This is a genomic window from Nitrospira calida, assembly GCF_976986435.1.
On record NZ_OZ335950.1, the window covers coordinates 2710055 to 2727500 of the forward strand.

The 17446-nt window shown below is 60.7% G+C and carries 17 protein-coding genes, 1 rRNA gene and 2 pseudogenes; 8 read left to right on the plus strand and 12 right to left on the minus strand.

From position 1 onward, the window contains the following. Window positions 1-40 precede the first annotated feature (40 nt). Genes ACWHTU_RS13335 through ACWHTU_RS13350 form a run of 4 tightly spaced genes read right to left on the minus strand, consistent with a single transcriptional unit; the run spans window position 41 to window position 3527 of the window. The gene (locus ACWHTU_RS13335; protein WP_447859866.1) at window positions 41-985 is read right to left on the minus strand and encodes a tetratricopeptide repeat protein; all 945 of its coding nucleotides are present in this window, start codon (window positions 983-985) and stop codon (window positions 41-43) included. Continuing rightward, window positions 982-1968 (minus strand): MlaD family protein, encoded by a 987-nt coding sequence (locus ACWHTU_RS13340; protein ID WP_447859867.1) that lies wholly within the window; start codon window positions 1966-1968, stop codon window positions 982-984. The genes ACWHTU_RS13335 and ACWHTU_RS13340 overlap by 4 nt, the downstream gene beginning before the upstream one ends. Window positions 1969-2019: 51 nt before the next feature. Continuing rightward, complete coding sequence (locus ACWHTU_RS13345; protein ID WP_447859868.1) at window positions 2020-2748, minus strand: ATP-binding cassette domain-containing protein; 729 nt, start codon at window positions 2746-2748, stop codon at window positions 2020-2022. Then, on the minus strand, window positions 2745-3527 hold the full coding sequence (locus tag ACWHTU_RS13350; RefSeq protein ID WP_447859870.1) for an ABC transporter permease: 783 nt from the start codon (window positions 3525-3527) through the stop codon (window positions 2745-2747). The genes ACWHTU_RS13345 and ACWHTU_RS13350 overlap by 4 nt, the downstream gene beginning before the upstream one ends. Before the next feature lie 187 nt (window positions 3528-3714). Here ACWHTU_RS13350 and ACWHTU_RS13355 point away from each other — a divergent pair, with 187 nt between their 5' ends. After that, window positions 3715-4431, plus strand: a complete 717-nt coding sequence (locus tag ACWHTU_RS13355) for a tetratricopeptide repeat protein (protein ID WP_447859871.1) — start codon at window positions 3715-3717, stop codon at window positions 4429-4431. 83 nt (window positions 4432-4514) lie between these two features. Here the strand turns inward: ACWHTU_RS13355 and ACWHTU_RS13360 are convergent, their stop codons facing one another. Together ACWHTU_RS13360 and ACWHTU_RS13365 are read right to left on the minus strand one after the other, a co-directional pair. Continuing rightward, complete coding sequence (locus ACWHTU_RS13360) at window positions 4515-5126, minus strand: hypothetical protein (protein WP_447859872.1); 612 nt, start codon at window positions 5124-5126, stop codon at window positions 4515-4517. A 200-nt stretch (window positions 5127-5326) separates the two neighbouring features. Continuing rightward, window positions 5327-5680, minus strand: a complete 354-nt coding sequence (locus tag ACWHTU_RS13365; protein WP_447859873.1) for a PilZ domain-containing protein — start codon at window positions 5678-5680, stop codon at window positions 5327-5329. Between the two features lie 503 nt (window positions 5681-6183). Here ACWHTU_RS13365 and ACWHTU_RS13370 point away from each other — a divergent pair. Then, window positions 6184-6510, plus strand: coding sequence for a hypothetical protein (locus tag ACWHTU_RS13370; protein WP_447859874.1), 327 nt, complete (start codon window positions 6184-6186; stop codon window positions 6508-6510). Between the two features lie 10 nt (window positions 6511-6520). Here ACWHTU_RS13370 and ACWHTU_RS13375 read toward each other — a convergent pair whose 3' ends face one another. The 4 genes from ACWHTU_RS13375 to ACWHTU_RS13390 all read right to left on the minus strand — a co-directional run bounded on the left by ACWHTU_RS13375 (window position 6521) and on the right by ACWHTU_RS13390 (window position 9008). After that, window positions 6521-6835, minus strand: a complete 315-nt coding sequence (locus tag ACWHTU_RS13375; protein WP_447863364.1) for a PH domain-containing protein — start codon at window positions 6833-6835, stop codon at window positions 6521-6523. A gap of 544 nt (window positions 6836-7379) precedes the next feature. After that, window positions 7380-8210, minus strand: coding sequence for a formylglycine-generating enzyme family protein (locus tag ACWHTU_RS13380; RefSeq protein ID WP_447859875.1), 831 nt, complete (start codon window positions 8208-8210; stop codon window positions 7380-7382). 169 nt (window positions 8211-8379) lie between these two features. Continuing rightward, window positions 8380-8793 carry a putative toxin-antitoxin system toxin component, PIN family gene (locus ACWHTU_RS13385; RefSeq protein WP_447859876.1) on the minus strand — a complete coding sequence of 138 codons (414 nt, stop codon included), beginning with the start codon at window positions 8791-8793 and terminating at the stop codon, window positions 8380-8382. Next, a complete protein-coding gene (locus ACWHTU_RS13390) occupies window positions 8790-9008 on the minus strand; it encodes a ribbon-helix-helix domain-containing protein (RefSeq protein ID WP_447859877.1) in 219 nt (72 codons plus the stop codon). The genes ACWHTU_RS13385 and ACWHTU_RS13390 overlap by 4 nt, the downstream gene beginning before the upstream one ends. Before the next feature lie 285 nt (window positions 9009-9293). Between ACWHTU_RS13390 and ACWHTU_RS13395 the strand changes: the two are divergent. Then, window positions 9294-9590: pseudogene (locus tag ACWHTU_RS13395) on the plus strand (2-oxoglutarate and iron-dependent oxygenase domain-containing protein); the annotation flags it as partial. Window positions 9591-9697: 107 nt separating this feature from the next. Then, complete coding sequence (locus tag ACWHTU_RS13400; protein WP_447859878.1) at window positions 9698-10309, plus strand: 2OG-Fe(II) oxygenase family protein; 612 nt, start codon at window positions 9698-9700, stop codon at window positions 10307-10309. A 400-nt stretch (window positions 10310-10709) separates the two neighbouring features. On the opposite strand, the gene ACWHTU_RS13405 is transcribed toward ACWHTU_RS13400, so the two are convergent. After that, on the minus strand, window positions 10710-11324 hold the full coding sequence (locus tag ACWHTU_RS13405) for a hypothetical protein (RefSeq protein WP_447859879.1): 615 nt from the start codon (window positions 11322-11324) through the stop codon (window positions 10710-10712). Between ACWHTU_RS13405 and ACWHTU_RS13410 the strand changes: the two genes are divergently transcribed. The 4 genes and pseudogenes from ACWHTU_RS13410 (at window position 11323) to ACWHTU_RS13425 (ending at window position 16898) form a co-directional block, all read left to right on the plus strand. Beyond that, entirely contained in the window at window positions 11323-11637 is a 315-nt protein-coding gene (locus ACWHTU_RS13410) for a transposase (protein ID WP_447863365.1), read from the plus strand. The two genes, ACWHTU_RS13405 and ACWHTU_RS13410, sit on opposite strands and share 2 nt — an antisense overlap. Window positions 11638-12667: 1030 nt before the next feature. Beyond that, the gene (secF, locus tag ACWHTU_RS13415; protein WP_447859880.1) at window positions 12668-13582 is read left to right on the plus strand and encodes a protein translocase subunit SecF; all 915 of its coding nucleotides are present in this window, start codon (window positions 12668-12670) and stop codon (window positions 13580-13582) included. Window positions 13583-13636: 54 nt separating this feature from the next. After that, complete coding sequence (locus ACWHTU_RS13420; RefSeq protein WP_447859881.1) at window positions 13637-15340, plus strand: cation:proton antiporter; 1704 nt, start codon at window positions 13637-13639, stop codon at window positions 15338-15340. 523 nt (window positions 15341-15863) lie between these two features. Beyond that, window positions 15864-16898 (plus strand): annotated as a pseudogene (locus tag ACWHTU_RS13425) (IS481 family transposase). A 351-nt stretch (window positions 16899-17249) separates the two neighbouring features. Here the strand turns inward: ACWHTU_RS13425 and rrf are convergent. Continuing rightward, window positions 17250-17366, minus strand: a 5S ribosomal RNA gene (gene rrf, locus ACWHTU_RS13430). Between the last annotated feature and the right edge of the window lie 80 nt (window positions 17367-17446).

Genomic DNA, 17446 nt, shown 5'->3' on the forward strand with positions numbered 1-17446 from the left:
GCGACGTTCGTCAGATCCGATTCTGCCCGGACTGCCCCGCTCACGGAATCGCATGGTTGGCGCCCAGCGATCGCAGTTCGGTCTCGAATCGTTCGATCTCCTGCTGATCTCCCTGTTCACGGACCAGCTTGAGCACGCGCTGGAGCTCACCGCGCGCGCGCGTCAGATCGCCCAATGCCCGATAGCCTCGATAAGCCCGCTCAGCGTAATCCAAGGCCAAAGCTCCGAGCCCTCGCTGCCAAGCCACCCGCGACAGGTGCGCAAGGTCCGCCGCAATGTGCCGAGCCTCGCCCACACTCTTGTCGAGCGCGAGGGCCTCTTCCAACCGCTGCTGCGCCTCCACGAGCAATCCGTTTCGTTCGGCCGCCAAACCCAAGTTGACGAGGTTGGCCGCTGCGGCCTGCCGTTCCCCCAACCGCCGGTTGAGATCCAGCGCTTGCTGGAACGACCGCGCGGCGTCGCCGAACGCTCCCGTCTCTTGTTGCGCCAGCCCGAGATTGTTGAGCAAGACCGCTTCCATCCGCCGATCGACTAAGTCGCGGGCCAGCCCGACTGCCCGACCATAGACCGCGATGGCTTCCTCGGATCGCCCTACCTGCTGGAGGGCCATACCCAAGTGCCCGAGACTGAGTAATACGGCCGGCGGCTGACCCAATCCCTCGGCGATCGAGAGCGCTTCCCGGTGAAGCTTCAACGCCTGGACGGGAGAGCCCTCCGCTAAGGCGACCGCCCCCAAGTCGTTCAGCGCATACACCAACCCGAGCCGGTCGTCGCGACGTTCGGCCAATTGCTTGGCCTTTTCAAACATCGCCTTGGCGCGGGTCGCGTCGCCCCGTTGCAAGATGAGTTGCCCACGGAGATGCAGGTGCTGGGCCTCCGGAACCAGCGCAGCCGCTTGATCGGGCGGTGCGGCCGCGCAGCCCATGCACGCCGTCCAGACTCCCAGACCGACCGTGCAGAACCATATGAAAGCGCCCGGTTTCACCGGTTTACATGATCTCCGCGGAGACTCGTCAAGCCCGGAGTCGACCGGTCGGCGAAAGCCGAGCCGGCGTTTTTCACGAAGGTGCTGATCGGAAACGTGTTTTTGGCTCCGCGCACGATCGTGGAAATGTCCTCCATCGTTGCCTGGGTTGTCTCGAGAATCGGCTGCAGTTCGTTTGTTACGCCTTTGACGGATTGCGTCAGCTCTCTCACGTTCCGAACCGTCTGCTCGGCGGAATCGATCACCGCCGGCAGCCGGGAAGTCGTCGTTTTCACATCGCGTGCGATCCCGTCGACCAACGCTAGGCTTTTGGTGATCGAGCCCGTAAGATTCGGCAAGGACGCGGCCGTGTGTTCCACCGACGAAATCGTGCTCCGAACGGAAGCGATCAGAGTGGGCAGTTCGCGGGTCGCCTCTTCGACTTGTCCCACCACCCGCCCGCCAGCCTGAACAGCGGCCTGCATATCCTTGGTGATGTCCTCCACCCGCAACAGCGTCTGTTTGACCGAATCCAGCACCGGTTTGATCTCGTCCACTAACTCGCCGATATCCTTCGGTTCGACCGCTCTGATCATGGCTCCGTCCCTCAAAGCCGGCTTCGTGGCACTCCCCATGGTGATATCCACCAGCGTCTGACCGACGACGACCCCGCTCTTGGCAATGCGCGCCTCCGAATCCTCCCGCACCAATTCCTGATACCGCGAGCGAAGCTGGAGCAGGACATCCACCGTACCCCGGTCATTGAGATCCACCAGTTCCACACGTCCGATGGGAATGCCGGAGAACAACACGGGGGAGCCCGGCTCCAGTCCGTACGACTTACTCAGGCTGGTCTTCACATGATATTTCCGCTCGAACAGGTGCTGGGCCTTGGCCATAAAGATGCCCACCACCGCCAAGACGGCGAGCGGAACGACGACGAAGATTCCGACGATCTGCGCAATCCGGCGGCTCGACAAGCTGTGTGAATAATGCATTTTCATGCGTCACCCCATCGAAAGAAAGCGACGGTCACGGTTCGACGTTTTGCCTGCTCAGTTCCGATACGCTTCCATACCCACTCCCGCCAACTGGGCCAGCGCCGCACGCGGCCCGATCGCATCGATCCGCCCCGCGCGCACCAGGGCGATCCGATCGGCGAGGTCCATGAAGGGCGAGGGCGCGCGCAGTGTGGCCACGATCGTGAGCGGGCGGCGGTTCCGGCACGCCGCCAGATGCTGGACCAGTCGAAGCACCATGTCGGCGTCGAGACCAGCTACCGGATCATCCAACAGCAGCAGCTCCTGATCCAGAATCATCGCCCGCGCAATCGCGGCGCACCGAATTTCCCCCGGATTGAGTTGAGCGGGAAATCGGTCGCCCAGGTGCGCAATCCCCAGCGAGTCCAAATGCGCCATCACGGTCCGCCGAATTTCCTGCTCCGACAGGTCCGCCCGATGATAGCGCAGCGGCAGGGCCACGTTGTTGAAGAGCGTCATGTTGCTCAGCAATCCGGGCTGCTGCAGCACCGTCCCGATGTGGAGCCGGAGCTCCATCGCGTCGGCATCGGTCAAGTCGACCCAGTCATAGCCGAACACCCGGACCGCGCCCGCCTGCGGCGTCACAAGCCCCGCGCACAGCTCCAGAATTAGGCTCTTGCCGGATCGGTTCGGCCCCAGCAAGACGAGAAACTCCCCAGACTCCACCGTCAGCGAGATCCGGCTGGAACGCGCCTCGCCTTCCAACTCGACCACGACTTCGGCGAGTTCAACGGCTGCGGTCATGAGAGATACGCCGGCACGGTGATCAGCAGGTCCAACACCAGGCAAACCGTAACGGAATTGATCATGGCTTTGGTGGTCTGCTGCGGGACCTCCGTCAAGGACGCCTTGACGGAAAGCCCGTGATGACAACAAATCGCCGCGACGGCGGCGCCGAACGCCAGCGGTTTGAGCGCGGTGAAGCCGACATCGGCCAAAGACAGCGCGCGTGTGATGCCTTCGATGAAGGCTTCGAACGGAATGGTCAACTGCGCGTTGGCGATCAGAAATCCGCCCAGCACGGCCACCAGGTCGAAATAAACCGTGAGGCAGAACATCGCCACCACCACACCGACCATTCGAGGCATGACGATAAACCGCTGGAGCGGAATCCCCATCAGCGTGAGGGCGGTGACTTCCCGATTGACCGACATATTCCCCAGTTCTGTCGCGATGGCGGTGCCGGACCGGCCGGCGATGATCAGCGCGGTAACCAGTGGGCCGAGCTCGCGGATGATCACGATAACGATGATGCTCCCAACCAACCCACCCGCCCCCAGCTTGGGCAGTTGCGTCCCGGCTTGGGTGATGACGATCATGCCGAGCATCAGCGCGATCGTGCTCGTCACCGGCAAGGCATCCACGCCGGTGAAGAGAACCTGCCGTGTGATGACCCGAAGCGCCTCTTGCCGTCCCCGTTCCGCCGGCCGCGCCAATTCCCAGGCGGCCCGCACGATCAGTTTCCACAACGCTCGGGCGTAGTCGAACGCATCGAGGACTTTCTGTCCGACCCATTCCATCATCCGCGGTAACCTATCCCGTTTCCAGCCTCCACCAGCGATCCAGCGGCCGCTGGGCCTTACGGACCAGCGGAGGCGAAATTGTAGGTGAACCCTGCAGGTAACGCAACGACCTCTCGGCCAAAACCTCATCAGGCTTCACCGATCCACGGCCCTTGCCTGGGGCGCAATCGAACGGTAGCATGTGGCCATGTCTGTGTGGCTGTCCGGCCTGCTCCTATTCCTCACCTGGTCATCGATCGGACTGGAGGTTGGCGAAGCCGCCCGGTCAGCAGGTCGTTCGGGAGAGACTGGTCGCGCGGACGAATCGATCTCGGAAGCCGACCTAGAAGAATACTTTCGGAGAACCCGTGATGCGCTGCGGGCTTCTCCCGAGTTCAAGGCCGACGATGCCCAGACCCATTTTCGGCTCGGTGAGACTCTGCACCACCACGGGGACTTGACCGGAGCGGCCGAGGAGTTCCGCGCAGCAATCAAGCTGAACCCCGAATTCGCCGAGGCTCACCGTCGTCTCGGAGTCGTGCTGATGGACCGGCATGATTGGGCTGGGGCAGTCGAAGCGCTCCGCGCCACGGTCCAGCTGCGCGAGCACGACGGGGAAGCCTTTTATTGGCTGGGCCGCGCCTTGATGGCGCGAGGCGAATGGACCGCCGCCGCTGCCGCGTTAGAGGCGGCCGCGCGACTGAGACCGGACGACGCCGAAACCTACGCCGATCTCGGGCTGGTGCGCATGGTCCAAGGCAATCCGACCGACGCAATCGAAGCCCTCCGCCTTGCGGTCCAGCTCAAACCGGACAATGCGGACGCTCACCATCTGCTGGAGACCATTCTGAGCGCTCAACACGATCCGGAGCGGGTTGCGCAAGCCGCCCGCCGGATTCTCGATACCCTCTTCGCCCGGGAATAGCCGGCAGATCGTTCAGCGTTGAACGTTCATCGTTAAACGCGAGGACCACTTGCACGATTGACACGTCATCCGCGACGTCTTCTTCAAGGTGTCCAATCCGGTTGGACGTCGTTCGACGAGAGAACCACCGCCTGAATGTACAGGCTGTGGGCTTCCGGCTGGTCCCATGACCGCAGCAAGAGCAGTTGGTTGTCGCGGAGTTCGATCCAGCCGAGAGACACCCAATTGGGCGTTGCAGACAAGACTCCGGTCACGCAAATCTTGGCGCACAACCGCAATCCGGGATGGCCAGGATCGCCTGCGCCGTACACCCATACCTTGTAGCGGCCTCCAGGAAGTTGTGTCTCACCTCTGATCGGAGCAACGCCAGGTAATGGCTGACGGATCACCACGACGCGATCGGCCTGCTCGCGCGGCACACCGCACTGAGACCCTTTGGCGTACACCCACACGGTATATTCCCCGTGGGACGCGATACACCCTTCATCCCCGAGTTCCACCGCTCCCTTCCAGTCTGGTGCCCGAAGAACCTGAACGATGGATGCCCGCTGTGTTTCTGCGGTCTGCAATTGATCATTCGGTGAAGACCCAACTTCCGGTGCGACCATGACACTCAATCCGGCTGCCAGCAGCAGGGCAAGACCCCAGCACGCATCGTAGGCCGCGACGAAGCCACCTCGAACCCGTGTCATCATATCAGCAGATCCCGCCCAGCCCGCTCCTTCTGGCCGGGTTCTCCAAGTGATCTTCGCTTCTAGCCGAACTGTTGCCACGGGTCAACGGCCGCCTCGCGAAAACCATTCCTGGGCGTCGTCCCAAGCGCGTGGATCGCCCACACTGTGCCCAGAACAGTCTCTGCCGGGATCGCCGGTCGTTTACGAGCGAGGCGAGCGAATCAGTGCGACGAACTTGAGGTGAGCGTCATGAACTTTCGCAGACGCATCTGCGCGACCGGGGAAAGGACCATGAACTCCACTCCAAAGGTATGATCTTTGGCCCATCGGACGGTGGCGCTTTCGATCCAGACGGGAACCATCTGCTTCGGCAGGCGAAGGGTGAGCGAAAGCCGATCTCCCGCTTTCACCGCGGTCTCGCTCATCACCTTGGCCCCTTTGGGCGAGATATCGAACACGATACCGAGGCCGGCGCTGCGCCGAGCGAACAATGGCGCCAGCCCATGACGCCGCAATGAACACACGAACGGAGCAGGAACCTGCATTCTCTGGTGCTGTCGTCCTTGCATACGCATCGGTTGGGTATGCTCCTTCAAAGCCGTTGCGATTTTCGTTGCGTATTGAGCGTACCGCAAACGCGGATTCCGGTGAATCAAAAACGCAATCCGATCGGATCTCCCGCAAACACGATACTGAAAGCCCCTCCTTTAGTAGTCCCCCCCCTCCAAAGCCGGCTAGCTATCGCTCCCCTCGGCCATAGCCTGTCACCTTGATGACGCGATACAATAAATTGCTTCTGAGTGGGCATCATGATGATGGAGGTGCCTTATGCGACCGAATCATCTGATCCTGTACGCCGTCGGTGGCGTGCTCGTCACCGCTCTCCCCGCCCTGTCCACCCCCTGCCCCTTCTGGCACCGCTGAGGTGTGGGAATGTCCGCAATCGGGAGGAACGACCCTTTATGTTAACCGCGAGCGGCCGGGATGTCGCGCACTCGACCTCAAGCCGCTGTCAACGGTTCCGCCGTTTATCGGCCTCCCGGACAAACCAAAGACGCCGGGCACTGCAGTTGGACGCTTGAGCGACCCGCCGCCGATCGATTGGTACGCAAACGTACCAGGGTCCGGGCGCATCGGGGACGTTCCTAACTGGTCGAAGGACTGGTACGCCGGCGTCGCTTCGTCCGGTTCGACTCGCGAAGAGATTTGCGCCCTTTACACCGAATGGATCAGGCTAAACGAACGGACCCGAGGCGGGTTCTTTTTCGGCAGCGACCCTTCCTATGGAGGCGACCCAACCGGGCGCACCCTCCGGTTGCCGAGCTACTCGTTTTACGACAATGCCCGATGGGTCGCATTGGCAAGGCTTTTCGGGACCGGGTTCGTCCCCGTCGGCTGTCTGTGAGGGAACACCGCTACACCACGCGCCTACCCGGTTCCGACCGACAGCCTGAGGGTGTGGATACACGCCTTGAATATTTCGGGATGGCGGACTCCGTGCAGTACGATGACTCGGTCTCCCCTGGAAAACCGGACAATCCGAGTCTGAGGTCAAAGAACCGCGCAACGGGCTCCTGCTGCACTGTGATCTCGGCGATGTCATCGAGAGTCACTGCCTGAATAGCTCGGCCCGCGCACCCGTTTTTCACGATGACACGGCGTGACGTAAAGACATATTGAGCCCATCGGCGCGAGGCTGCGGTGCACAGCAGTGCAGAAAGCTGGCTTATCCTCCGATCCTAGAGCTAGGATATGAACGTGAGGTTGAAAGAAGACAGTCGGAACAAAGGAAGGTCATGAAGCCACCTGTCCGGATGGCCTTCTCTCTCGGGGTGCTCGCTGGACTGAGCGCGATGACGTTGCCGTGCGCCGCGCAAACGGTGTCCGTATCACCTAGTGCGCAGAGCCAAACCCCGCAGAGTGGACAAGGCGGTTTACAACCGTCCTTGCCGAGCGTCGGGGTTCCCACGGCAGCTTCAGAACAGACATCGGTGCCGGCTCCGGTCAACCCGCCGGTCGGCTCGGGTGCCAAAACGGTGTTTGGCACCGCAGGCCGTGGGCTTCCTGGCATGCCGGGCGGGCCGCCGCTCAATACTCCGATGGGTGCGCAAGATCCTTCTGGCCGGTACATGCGACCGCCGGTCATCGGACCACTGTTCTGCGATCCATCGCTGAATATTGCGTGTGAGTGACCCATAAGTACGATCGCGGTGTCCCGGCACGTTCTTGCATGCCTTTTCCCGATGTATCAGCGTTCTTCTTCAAGAATACGGGCTAAGGACTGCGTGCACACCGGATACCGACGTCCGCCTCCCGTTCCGTGGGTTTCAGCTTCATGCGGCTGGTCGTCCGGATATATTCACCGGCGAAGTTCCACGACCCGCCCCGCATAACTTTCAATTCACCGGTCTCAGGGCCGGAGGGATTCCGATCCGGACTGCGCATGTAATATTTGATTTCATACCAATCGGCCACCCACTCAAACACGTTGCCCGCCATGTTGTAGATGCCAAACGGACTCTTGCCAGCCTCGTGGCTGTTCACCGGCTCCAGACGATCGTCATAGAACTTGTAAGACCAGCGTTTGGCGTAATTCGCCAATTGCCCGTTCGGTTCCGCATTGCCCCACGGATATCGCCGGCGATCCGTCCCTCGGGCGGCATACTCCCATTCGGCCTCCGTCGGCAGACGCTTCTCCGCCCATTCGCAGTACGCTTTCGCATCGTGCCAACTTACGCCAATGACCGGCAGCTCACTATGGACGGTGAGGTCCAACTGTTCCCAGAATTTCGGCCTCGCGCGCCCTGTCTCCTCCATGAATTTTTCGTACCGCGCGTTCGTCACCTCATACTTATCCAAATAAAACGTATCCACCCAAACCTTGTGTTCGGGCTGCTCGTTATCCAGGCCTTCGCCGTCGGGCGACCCCATCACAAACTCGCCAGCCGGAATCAGCACCATCGGCGCGCCGTCTTTGCCCACTATTTCCTTCGGCATGGCCGCGGTGTCGGCTTTCGCCGCAGGCGCCGCTTCGCCGCCGGACTCTTTCTGAAGCCCCTCGCCGGCCTGATCGGCCGCGGTCACCGTCCCGGAGCCCGAAACCATGCTGAAGAAGAGAACCGCAACGAAAGGAACACGTCCCCTGTAGTGGCCAGTCATACCCTCACCGAGTTATTAAGTGTCGCATTTTCCTCCGGCATCGGATCAATACCCAATTCACATTCAGGTCTCTATAAGTCTCTATAAGACTCCCGCCCACGTTGCCGGCTTTTGACTATTTCGTTGGTCTTTTCTGAACTAGATTCCAGAAACCGCGTGGGTCCGTAATCAACATGTTATGCACCTGCTCTCTGACATCCAAGAGATCGTGGTCTCCGGTGATCAGGACGTCGGCCTTCGCAGCTAAGGCTGATCCAAGAACCAGGAGATCGTCCCCGTCACGCAGGCGAATCGAGGGGATCGTCTTTGGTTTCGGCCGAATGGTTTGGTTTTCGAAAAACGCGAGAATGTCGGCGATGAGCGGATCCGGAAGACGGATTTTTTTCCAGAGGACCTGCCGGATTTCCTCCAGCACGATCTCCCCTACAATCAGTTCATGTTCGGCCAGCACCAAGCGGATAACGTCGGCACACAGTCCCCGCGTCGCAAAACCGCTAACCAGGACGTTGGTGTCGAGCAAGACCTTCACGACACCGCTTTAAACACATCTTCATCCGTCAGATAGCCGCGCGCCTCGGCGAAGGGCATCGCTTTATGCCGAAGCTGCTCGAACAGGAACAACGACAGTTGACGCCGCAAGGCATCCCGCACCACCTCGCTGCGTTTGCGCTTGGATCGGCGACAAAACGTGTCGAGCATCCGCTCCAGCTCCGCATCCAGCCGTATGGTTATCACACCTTTCATGTCAGACAATGTAATACAAGTCCGCAAGAAGAGCAAGGGCGGGCCAGCTCATCCCCGCCAGCCCACCCAATGTGCGATTACAAGACCCTTGAACCTTTCCCCACTGGCCATGAGGTTGGTAATCCTATCCCCGCACATCCACGATGGATTGCCTTATCACGGGCGTCGGAACTCTGCAACGCTAAGGCTGCCTCGGCAAGCTCTCGCCGACGGGCGCGGCTGTCCAGACCTTGCGTATGGATGGCTGGATTGACGACAAGTAATGGTCTTGTTGTGAGACTCGCCATGCCTGCCAAGCGAGTTCCGGCGATCGACATAAAGCCCCTCAGCAGCCGGAGCCCCCGGCACGACGAGACGATAACGGCGATCGGGGCAGCCTGTCGCGAGTACGGCTTCTTCCACATCACCGGACACGGCCTACCGGCGGATCTGATCGAGCGCGTCTGGGGTGAGACCAAGCGGTTTTTTGCGCTCCCGTTGGACGCGAAACAAGCCGTGTCGCGTTCGAAGGAGAACGCCCGAGGGTGGTACAACCGCGAACTCACAAAGAACACCCGAGACATGAAAGAGGTGTTCGACTTCTGGTATACCCCCACCCGGAACTCCCTGACGATGATCCGGCCAACTGGACTCAAGATGGTTTCAACCGTTGGCCCGACGCCCGTCTGTGCCCCGATTTCAGACCCACAATGCAGGAATACTTCCGCGCGTGCGAGCGGGTCGCGTTCGCGCTGCTCGAGGCGATCGCCGAGAGCCTCGGCGTGCCACCCGACGCGCTCACCCGCGATTTCGTTGGTCGGCACACGAGCTTCCTTCGGTTGAACTATTACCCCTGCCACGATCCGTTGTGTCCGGAGCAGCCGGCCTCTGCAACGGGTCATCTGGGTATCCATCATCACACCGATGCCGGGGCGCTGACCGTCCTCCTCCATGACGAAGTGAGCGCCCTTGAGATCAGCCTTGATGGCCAATGGATTCTGGTGGAGCCGGTGACCGGCGCCTTGGTGGTCAATATCGGCGACATCGCCCAGGTCCGGAGCAACGATCGTTATCCGGCACCGGTCCATCGCGTGCGGGCGAGCACGAACCGCGAGCGCTACAGCCTGCCCTTCTTCTTTAACCCGGCCTACGAGGCCATCTATGCGCCGCTTGCGGCTGTAACGAACGAGCACTCACCGCCCAGATATCGGCCCATCACCTGGGGGGAGTTCCGGTGGAAGAGACAACAAGGCGATTACGCCGACTACGGTCCAGAAAATCAGATCTCGGATTACCGCATTCGCGGCGTTGATAGAGCCTGAGCGAGGAATCGTATCTTGCCTATACCCGGAACGGAGCATTCCCTGCCGCTTGTTCAAATGAAGTATGCTCAAACCGTCAATCATCACGCGCGAACGGCGGACTTGCGTCTGCTGCAGCCAGACTCCTTGGGACATCCGATCCGCCTGCGGACTCGCGCAGACGTAGCCGCATAGAACTCTGGAAAGCCGCCACTGAGTCGCCTGAGGCGACCCTCTCGTGTAGGCCGTAACGACTCCTGATAATCATCTCGAAGGCTCCTCGCTGGAGAATAAGGTCACTTCGTGGCGGCGTGCTGGTGACTCCCCACAGAGAGGAGGTTGCGATGAAGAGCGCTGCTGGGATCGATCTGCATGGGACGAACAATGTGGTCGTGGTGCTTGATGAAGACGATCGTGTCCTCTACCAGAAGCGGCTTCGCAACGAGCTGGCGGGGATCCTGCGGCCTTCGCCCCCTTGCGGGACACCCTGCAGGGCATTGCCGTGGAGTCCACCTATCATTGGTACTGGCTCGTGGACGGCCTGATGGACGCGGGCTACGTCGTGCACCTCGCCCAGGTCCCGGCCCTTCCGCCGGATAGTGGCTGGAAGCACGCCGATGATCCCCATGATGCGCGCTGGTTGGCGCACCTCCTGCGACTGGGGTGGCTGCCAACTGGGCACATTTACCTGACGGCTGACCAGCCCCTGCGAGACCTGCTGCGCAAGCGCGGGCAGTAGGTACGGCAGAAGACCACCGTCATCCTCAGTCTGCAAAGCCTGCTGGCGCGGCTCACGGGTCAGCGCTTCTCGTTGAATCGGATCCGTCAGCGCAGCCCGGAGACCGTCGCCACGCTCATGTCGGCGCCGGAGCAGGGACGGTCCGTCATGAGTTCCCTGACGGTGCTGCGCTGCTTCGAGGCGCAGATCACGGAGGTGGACCGCGCCGTCCGTCACCAAGCCGATCAGCGTCCCGGCTTCACCCTGCGGCATTGGTCCCACACTCGCCTCGACGATTCTGCTGGAGACCGTCGACATCCGGCGCTTCGCCACCGTCGGCCAGTTCGCTTCCTATTGTCGGTGCGCGAGCAGCCAGTCCCTGAGCAACGGCACACGCAAGGGGGCCGGGAATACCAAGAACGGCAGCAAGTATCTCCGTTGGGCATTCTTTGAGGCGGCCCACGTTGCGATTCGCTACGATCCGCTGATCCGCCGGTTCTCCCAGCGCAAGGCCGCCCGGCCGGCCGAGTTCGTGGCACTGAAAGCCGTCGCGCACAAACTGGCGCGGGCCTGTTCTCACCTCCTGCGGGACCAGGTCCCGTTTCAGGTGCCCCGCGCGTTCGCGGCGTAAGAGAGTCGTGGGGAGGCGTGTGGAGCCCGCAAAGGGGTGGGGCTGCGAGCCCGCCGTTTCTGAGTGGCCTGGCGCCTGCCCACCCCGACGCTTTCACCACCGGTGAGGGAGCTGAGCCGCCTCGGCCGCGAGCCACGCGAAGGGTGGCGCCACCAGGCAGCCACGAGTTCTGTGCGGCGTGCGAACGCCATGGACGTAGCCGGGTCCCGACAGTGCTCTGGGGCACCGCGTGTGCCAAGGGCGGAAGGAGCACCCCTGGGTGCTCCTTCCTGGCCTTGATCCTGATGGGTGACCGGTGCGACTCAGTTGATGGAGTCGACACCACGAGCAGCGAGAACCGGGGTGCGCCTCAGGGCTCGCACCTGGTGAAGGAGCCCAAAACACGACGGGTGCACGCCGCATCAGGGTCACAGCGGCGTGCGGAGGAGTTGTTTTCCCCCTTGACCGGAGCCTTCGAGATGGGCGCCCCCTTTTCGTCCTCACATACTTCTGACCTTAAAGGGGGTGGCACTTGGGGCTCTGGCTGTATACACTGTCCTAGGAATAGGCTACGCATGCGACGACTTTGCCTGATAAGACGCCAAGCGAACCTGGCCGCTCTCAGCCTCTTGCTGATACTTCTGCCCCTTTTCCATCTCCATCCTGGTCCTGATCCAAGTGATGAGCGCCATCTTCCTCATCGTGTGACCGCCCCTGAACCAGTTCTGGTGCCGGCTCTCGCCACCCTTCCCCCTTTATCTCTTCTTCTGCTCGAGAAGGCCATTGCCTATGGCAGTTTAACCGTCACTCAAGACGATTCCGGTTGCTTTGCTGGCAACCAAACACCTGGTACGCAGTCGTCTGCGGCATGGACGCTTGATGACGCTGCCGCCTCGCGTGCTCCCCCGAGCCTCCTCGCCTAAGTCTCAGCACCGATCCACTTAGGATATTGCCAACGCAGGTCTGCCGCGTTTCTTCGCGGTCTTACCGGTGACCGTCACCGCAGTGGACGCAACTGTCTACCTGCGTGGCTTTCAAGAAGGGGGCTAGCATGCTCGAGATTCTTGGGAAGACGTCCATTGATTTTATGGGATGGCGCTACCATTCCTTTGTCTTATCCTCTGTACTCGCGATTCTTGGGCTCCTCGCGACGATACAAATCGCGCGTGGGGCAGCAAATCTTGGAATCGATTTTGCCGGCGGCACCGCGGTGCAGCTCAAGTTCGAACAACCTGTCCTGCTCGACGCCGCGCGGAAGGCGCTCGAATCTAACGGCCTCGATAATGCCGAACTGCAAGAGTTTGTAGGCGAGCGCACCCTGCTCATTCGGGTCAAGTTCGGAAGTGCGCTGGAGGAGAGGGTCGCAGACCGGATTCTCTCAATCTTCGCCCAGGACTTCCCCGAGAATCGGTTTGTCGTCGAGGCAACGAGCGAGATCGGCCCAAGCATCGGAAAGAAGCTCCAACAAGATGCGTTGATCGCCATCCTGATTTCATTCGCCGGCATCGTACTGTACATCGCGGCACGGTTCGAGTTCCGTTTCGGCATCGCGGCAGCCTTGGCCACGTTCCATGATGTGCTCGCTGTGTTGGGGATTTTCTATGCCATGGATAAGGAGATTACCCTCCTTGTCGTGACGGCTCTCTTGACGCTGGCCGGATATTCGTTGACGGACACGGTCGTCGTCTTTGATCGGATCCGAGAGCTGCTGCGACAGAGACGGCGCGATTCGGTGGAGATTGTGATCAACCACGCGATCAATCAAGTCCTTAGCCGTACGATCGTCACAAGCCTGACTGTCGTCATCGTCCTCCTTCCACTCGCCGTCGCGGGCGGCGAGGTCCTCCATGATTTCTCAATAGCTCTCTTACTTGGCGTCATCATCGGAACCTACTCGTCCGTCTTTGTGGCCAGTCCCCTTCTCCTTCTCTGGAAGACGCCCGGGAAGCATCTGTTCCGAGCTTAGGAGCGCCGTGACACGTGCACGTCCGTGTCTTGCTGTAGAGACTCAGAGGGCCGCATGATACCCGATCCGGTATTCTTCCGAGACCTCGCCGCTGTATTCCTCGCCGCCGTGGCCGGTGGCACGCTCGCATGGATCGCCCGCCAACCGTTGATCCTCGGCTACGTGCTGGGCGGCATCGCGATCGGCCCATTTACACCGGGACCGGCCATCTCGGAGTTGCATACGTTCGAGTTGTTTGCCGAGGTCGGCGTCGTCCTTTTGATGTTCTCGATTGGCATCGAATTCTCGGTGAAGGATCTGATGCGGGTCAAATGGGTGGCTCTCGTAGGGGGGCCCCTCGGGATCCTGATGTCTATCGGATTGGCCGTCGGCGTGGGCAGCCTGATCGGCTGGCCTACCTCCCAAAGCATCGTGATCGGCGCGGCCATTTCTATGGCCAGCACCATGGTCCTCGCCCGCCTGCTCCTCGATCGTGGCGAGCTCCATTCCCGGCACGGGCGCGTGATGATTGGCATTACCCTGGTCGAAGATTTGGCGGTGGTGGCTATGACCGTGCTTGTTCCGGCTCTTGGCACGTTCGAGTCGGGAAGATTGGTCCTGATCGGCCAAGCCTTGGCGAAGGCACTGCTGATTCTAGCTCCATTCGGCTATTTGGCCGCGAAGGTCATTCCGCCGATCATGACGCGCGTGGCCAGGACCCAGAACCAAGAACTGTTCCTGCTCGTCGCGCTGGCCATCGGGCTTGGAACGGCAGCCGCCACACAGATGGTTGGGCTGTCGCTTGCCTTGGGAGCTTTCTTGGCAGGCCTGATCATCAGTGGGTCCGACTACGGGCACGAGACGCTGACCCGGCTGCTCTCGATTCGGGACGCCTTCGTCGCGCTGTTCTTCGTGACGATCGGCGTCCTGATCGACCCGCGTGTCATTGTCGAAAATCTCTCTTTGCTGGCCACGATGATCGCCTTGATCGTTGCCGGCAAACTCCTGATCTGGACGGTCGTCGTGCGGATCTTCGGTTATGCGCTGGCGACGGCGCTCTTGGTCGGGATCGGTCTCACCCAGATCGGAGAGTTCTCATTCGTCCTTGTGCAGATGGCGAAAACGGCGGGACATGTCGGCATCGATGTGTACAATGCAACCCTCGCCGCCTCGCTTTTGACGATTCTCCTGAACGCCATCCTCGTTCGGTACGTGCCCGTGTGGATAGGCAGGCGGCGACTCGCACGGGACTCGCACGATTCGGTTTCATGGCCATCGGAACGCGAGACGCCGCGTCAGCACGTGGTTCTGTGCGGCTTTGGTCGGGTCGGCAGCGCGTTAGGCAAAGCGCTGGATACGTTCGCACTGCCATATATCGTGATCGAGCGAGATCCAGACATCGTTCGCCGGTTACAGATCCGCGGCACCCCCTGCCTCTACGGCGACGCGTCGCATCAAGAATTGCTCGCGAAGGCCGGAACAGCAGATGCGTTGCTCGTGGTCGTGGCGTTGCCGGAAATCGAACCCGCCGTGCTCGCAGTGCGCCGCGTCCGCACGCCCAACCCCATGGTGCCGATCCTGGCCCGCGCGCATGGACTGATGGAGGCCGAAAAACTCGCTGCCGTCGGCTCGACTGAAGTCATCCAACCTGAGGTGGAAGCCTCTACGACGCTTATCCGCCACGCCTTGAGCCTGTTCGCGGTGCCGAAGGAGGGTGTCCTCGAATATTTGGAACGATACCGCGAGGCGATGCAGACGAAACGTCAGGACGCGGGATGACAAGAGGATGGGACGACGTCAATGACATCATCAATCGGCTGGGAACCGTCCCGCCTTGCGGACCGACTCTCGGCAGAGTTGATCGTCACTGGCAAACAGTTCGCCGAGCGTCAACGCCTAAAGCGCTGCGGTCTACAAGCGACCGCAGCGCTCCACCGTCTCCTCTTTAGCCTCAATAGCACTTGAAACGGGATGGCGGACCTGCAGTCGCGAATTGCGGAGCTTCCGGGACCCGACTTGGCGAAGAGATGCGTGCCGCAGGCCGGCGAGAATGTTTGAGCGCCGATCAAGCGCGGCTTGAATCGGAGCGAGTTCCGCAGCCGAGCAGATCGAGCCTTAGTCGGGTGGAATCGGAGCATCTGAGCAGCTAAGGTCTGCCATCCCGCCGATCTTAATCTTCGATTTTCGTCAGAAAAGAAAAGGCCCGCTGATTTTTCGACCAGCGGCCTTTTCATATGTGAAAGCTAGAACTTAATCGGACAGTCAGGGAGAGTCCTTGCCTTCACCGAAAGGAGCGAGGACGCTGACCACGGAACCGAAGATCATCAAGACGAAGGTGGATGTCTTGGAGTTGGCGAAGCAACTCGGCAGCGTCCCGAAGGCCTGTCAGGTGATGGGTTACAGTCGAGCTAGCTTCTATCGGTTCAAAGAACTCTATGCCCCAGGGGGCGAGGCCGCCCTCCAGGAGATTTCCCGGCGGAAGCCGCTTTGGAAGAATCAGGTCTCGCCCGACGGGGAACAGGCCCTTGTGCAGATGGCCAGCGACCAACCAGCCTGGGGCCCACAGCGCGTGGCAAACGAACTCCGCAAACAGGCCCTGCCAATCTCCCCCGTGGGCATCCGGTGCATCTGGCTCCGGCACGATCTGGAGACGATGCGGACGCAGCTGAGGGCGCTAGACGCGAAGGGCGCCCAAGAAGGCCGCGTCTTAACCGAAACCCAAGTCGTGGCTTGGAGCAAGCCCCAGCGGACAAAGAAGCGCATGGCGAGTTTGAAAGTGAATGCCCGGGCTCCTGGGGGGCGCAGGACACGTTCTCTCTCGGGACACTCCAGGGCGTGGGCCGGATCGACCAACAGACCTTCAGCGATACCTCCAGCAAGGTCGGGTTTGCCAAGCCGTATGACCCCCAAACGCCGGTCACGGCTGCCGAGCTGCTGAATGACCGGGGGTTGCCGTTCTTCGAGCAGCACGCGATTCCGCTGAATCGCGTCCTCACGGATCGCGGCACGGAGTACGGTGGGGCGCCGGAGCGCCATGAGTACGAATGGTATCTCGCCGTCGAGAACATCGATCACACCCGGACCAAGACGCAGCATCCCCAGACCAACGGAATCGGTGAACGATTCCACACGCCCCTGCTCAATGCGTTCTATCGCGTGGCGTTCTGGAAGAAGCTCTATCGGACGCTGGGCGAGCATCCAGACTGACTGGGATGCCTGGTTGCAGGCGTACAACGAACAGCGAACCCATCAGAGACGCGGGTGTTCTGGTAAGCCGCCGATGCAGCCATTTGTTGCGAGCGTGTCGCTGACGAAGGAGAAAATGTTAGCGGCCTAAACCCGGTGAGGACTCACTGTCCGTCAAATGAAATCATGCATTATACAGCTTAGCACGATCACGCCGTAACGTCTAAGCAGGGCACGGCCTGGCCAGCCCGCCGTCTTGATCTTTGTCCGAAAAAGAAAAGCCTGTTGGGTCGTGAGACCCAACAGACCTTTTGTAACCCGGCAGAGGTTCAAACCTCGCTTGCGCGTACCGCGCGGCTATTCATCGCGCTATCGTGACCGTTGCAGACGGATAAACGCCTGCGACTTTCTTCTTAACTTATTAGTATTAGAAAGTCGCGGACGCTCTCGGGCTGTAAAAGATAAAGCCGGTCAGGTTGTACAACCTGACCGGCTTTTTGTAACCCGGCAGCGTCCTACTTTCCCACTGCCTCGCGGCAGCAGTATCATCGGCCTTGGAGGGCTTAACTTCCGTGTTCGGGATGGGAACGGGTGTGACCCCTCCGGCATGGCCACCGGGAACACACGCAAGGTGCGCGAATGCTGAATTCTAAATTTTTCCCATCCTCAATTCAGCATTCTACATTCAGTATTCAGCAT

Coding starts and splice junctions, on each gene's coding strand:
- secF (WP_447859880.1), top strand. CDS start 12,668: ATGCTCGAGATTCTTGGGAAGACGTCCATTGATTTTATGGGATGGCGC.
- ACWHTU_RS13350 (WP_447859870.1), bottom strand. CDS start 3,527: ATGATGGAATGGGTCGGACAGAAAGTCCTCGATGCGTTCGACTACGCC.
- ACWHTU_RS13405 (WP_447859879.1), bottom strand. CDS start 11,324: ATGTCGACGGTCTCCAGCAGAATCGTCGAGGCGAGTGTGGGACCAATG.
- ACWHTU_RS13340 (WP_447859867.1), bottom strand. CDS start 1,968: ATGAAAATGCATTATTCACACAGCTTGTCGAGCCGCCGGATTGCGCAG.
- ACWHTU_RS13390 (WP_447859877.1), bottom strand. CDS start 9,008: ATGAAAGGTGTGATAACCATACGGCTGGATGCGGAGCTGGAGCGGATG.
- ACWHTU_RS13400 (WP_447859878.1), top strand. CDS start 9,698: ATGCAGGAATACTTCCGCGCGTGCGAGCGGGTCGCGTTCGCGCTGCTC.
- ACWHTU_RS13420 (WP_447859881.1), top strand. CDS start 13,637: ATGATACCCGATCCGGTATTCTTCCGAGACCTCGCCGCTGTATTCCTC.
- ACWHTU_RS13365 (WP_447859873.1), bottom strand. CDS start 5,680: ATGCGTATGCAAGGACGACAGCACCAGAGAATGCAGGTTCCTGCTCCG.
- ACWHTU_RS13360 (WP_447859872.1), bottom strand. CDS start 5,126: ATGATGACACGGGTTCGAGGTGGCTTCGTCGCGGCCTACGATGCGTGC.
- ACWHTU_RS13355 (WP_447859871.1), top strand. CDS start 3,715: ATGTCTGTGTGGCTGTCCGGCCTGCTCCTATTCCTCACCTGGTCATCG.
- ACWHTU_RS13345 (WP_447859868.1), bottom strand. CDS start 2,748: ATGACCGCAGCCGTTGAACTCGCCGAAGTCGTGGTCGAGTTGGAAGGC.
- ACWHTU_RS13380 (WP_447859875.1), bottom strand. CDS start 8,210: ATGGTTTCGGGCTCCGGGACGGTGACCGCGGCCGATCAGGCCGGCGAG.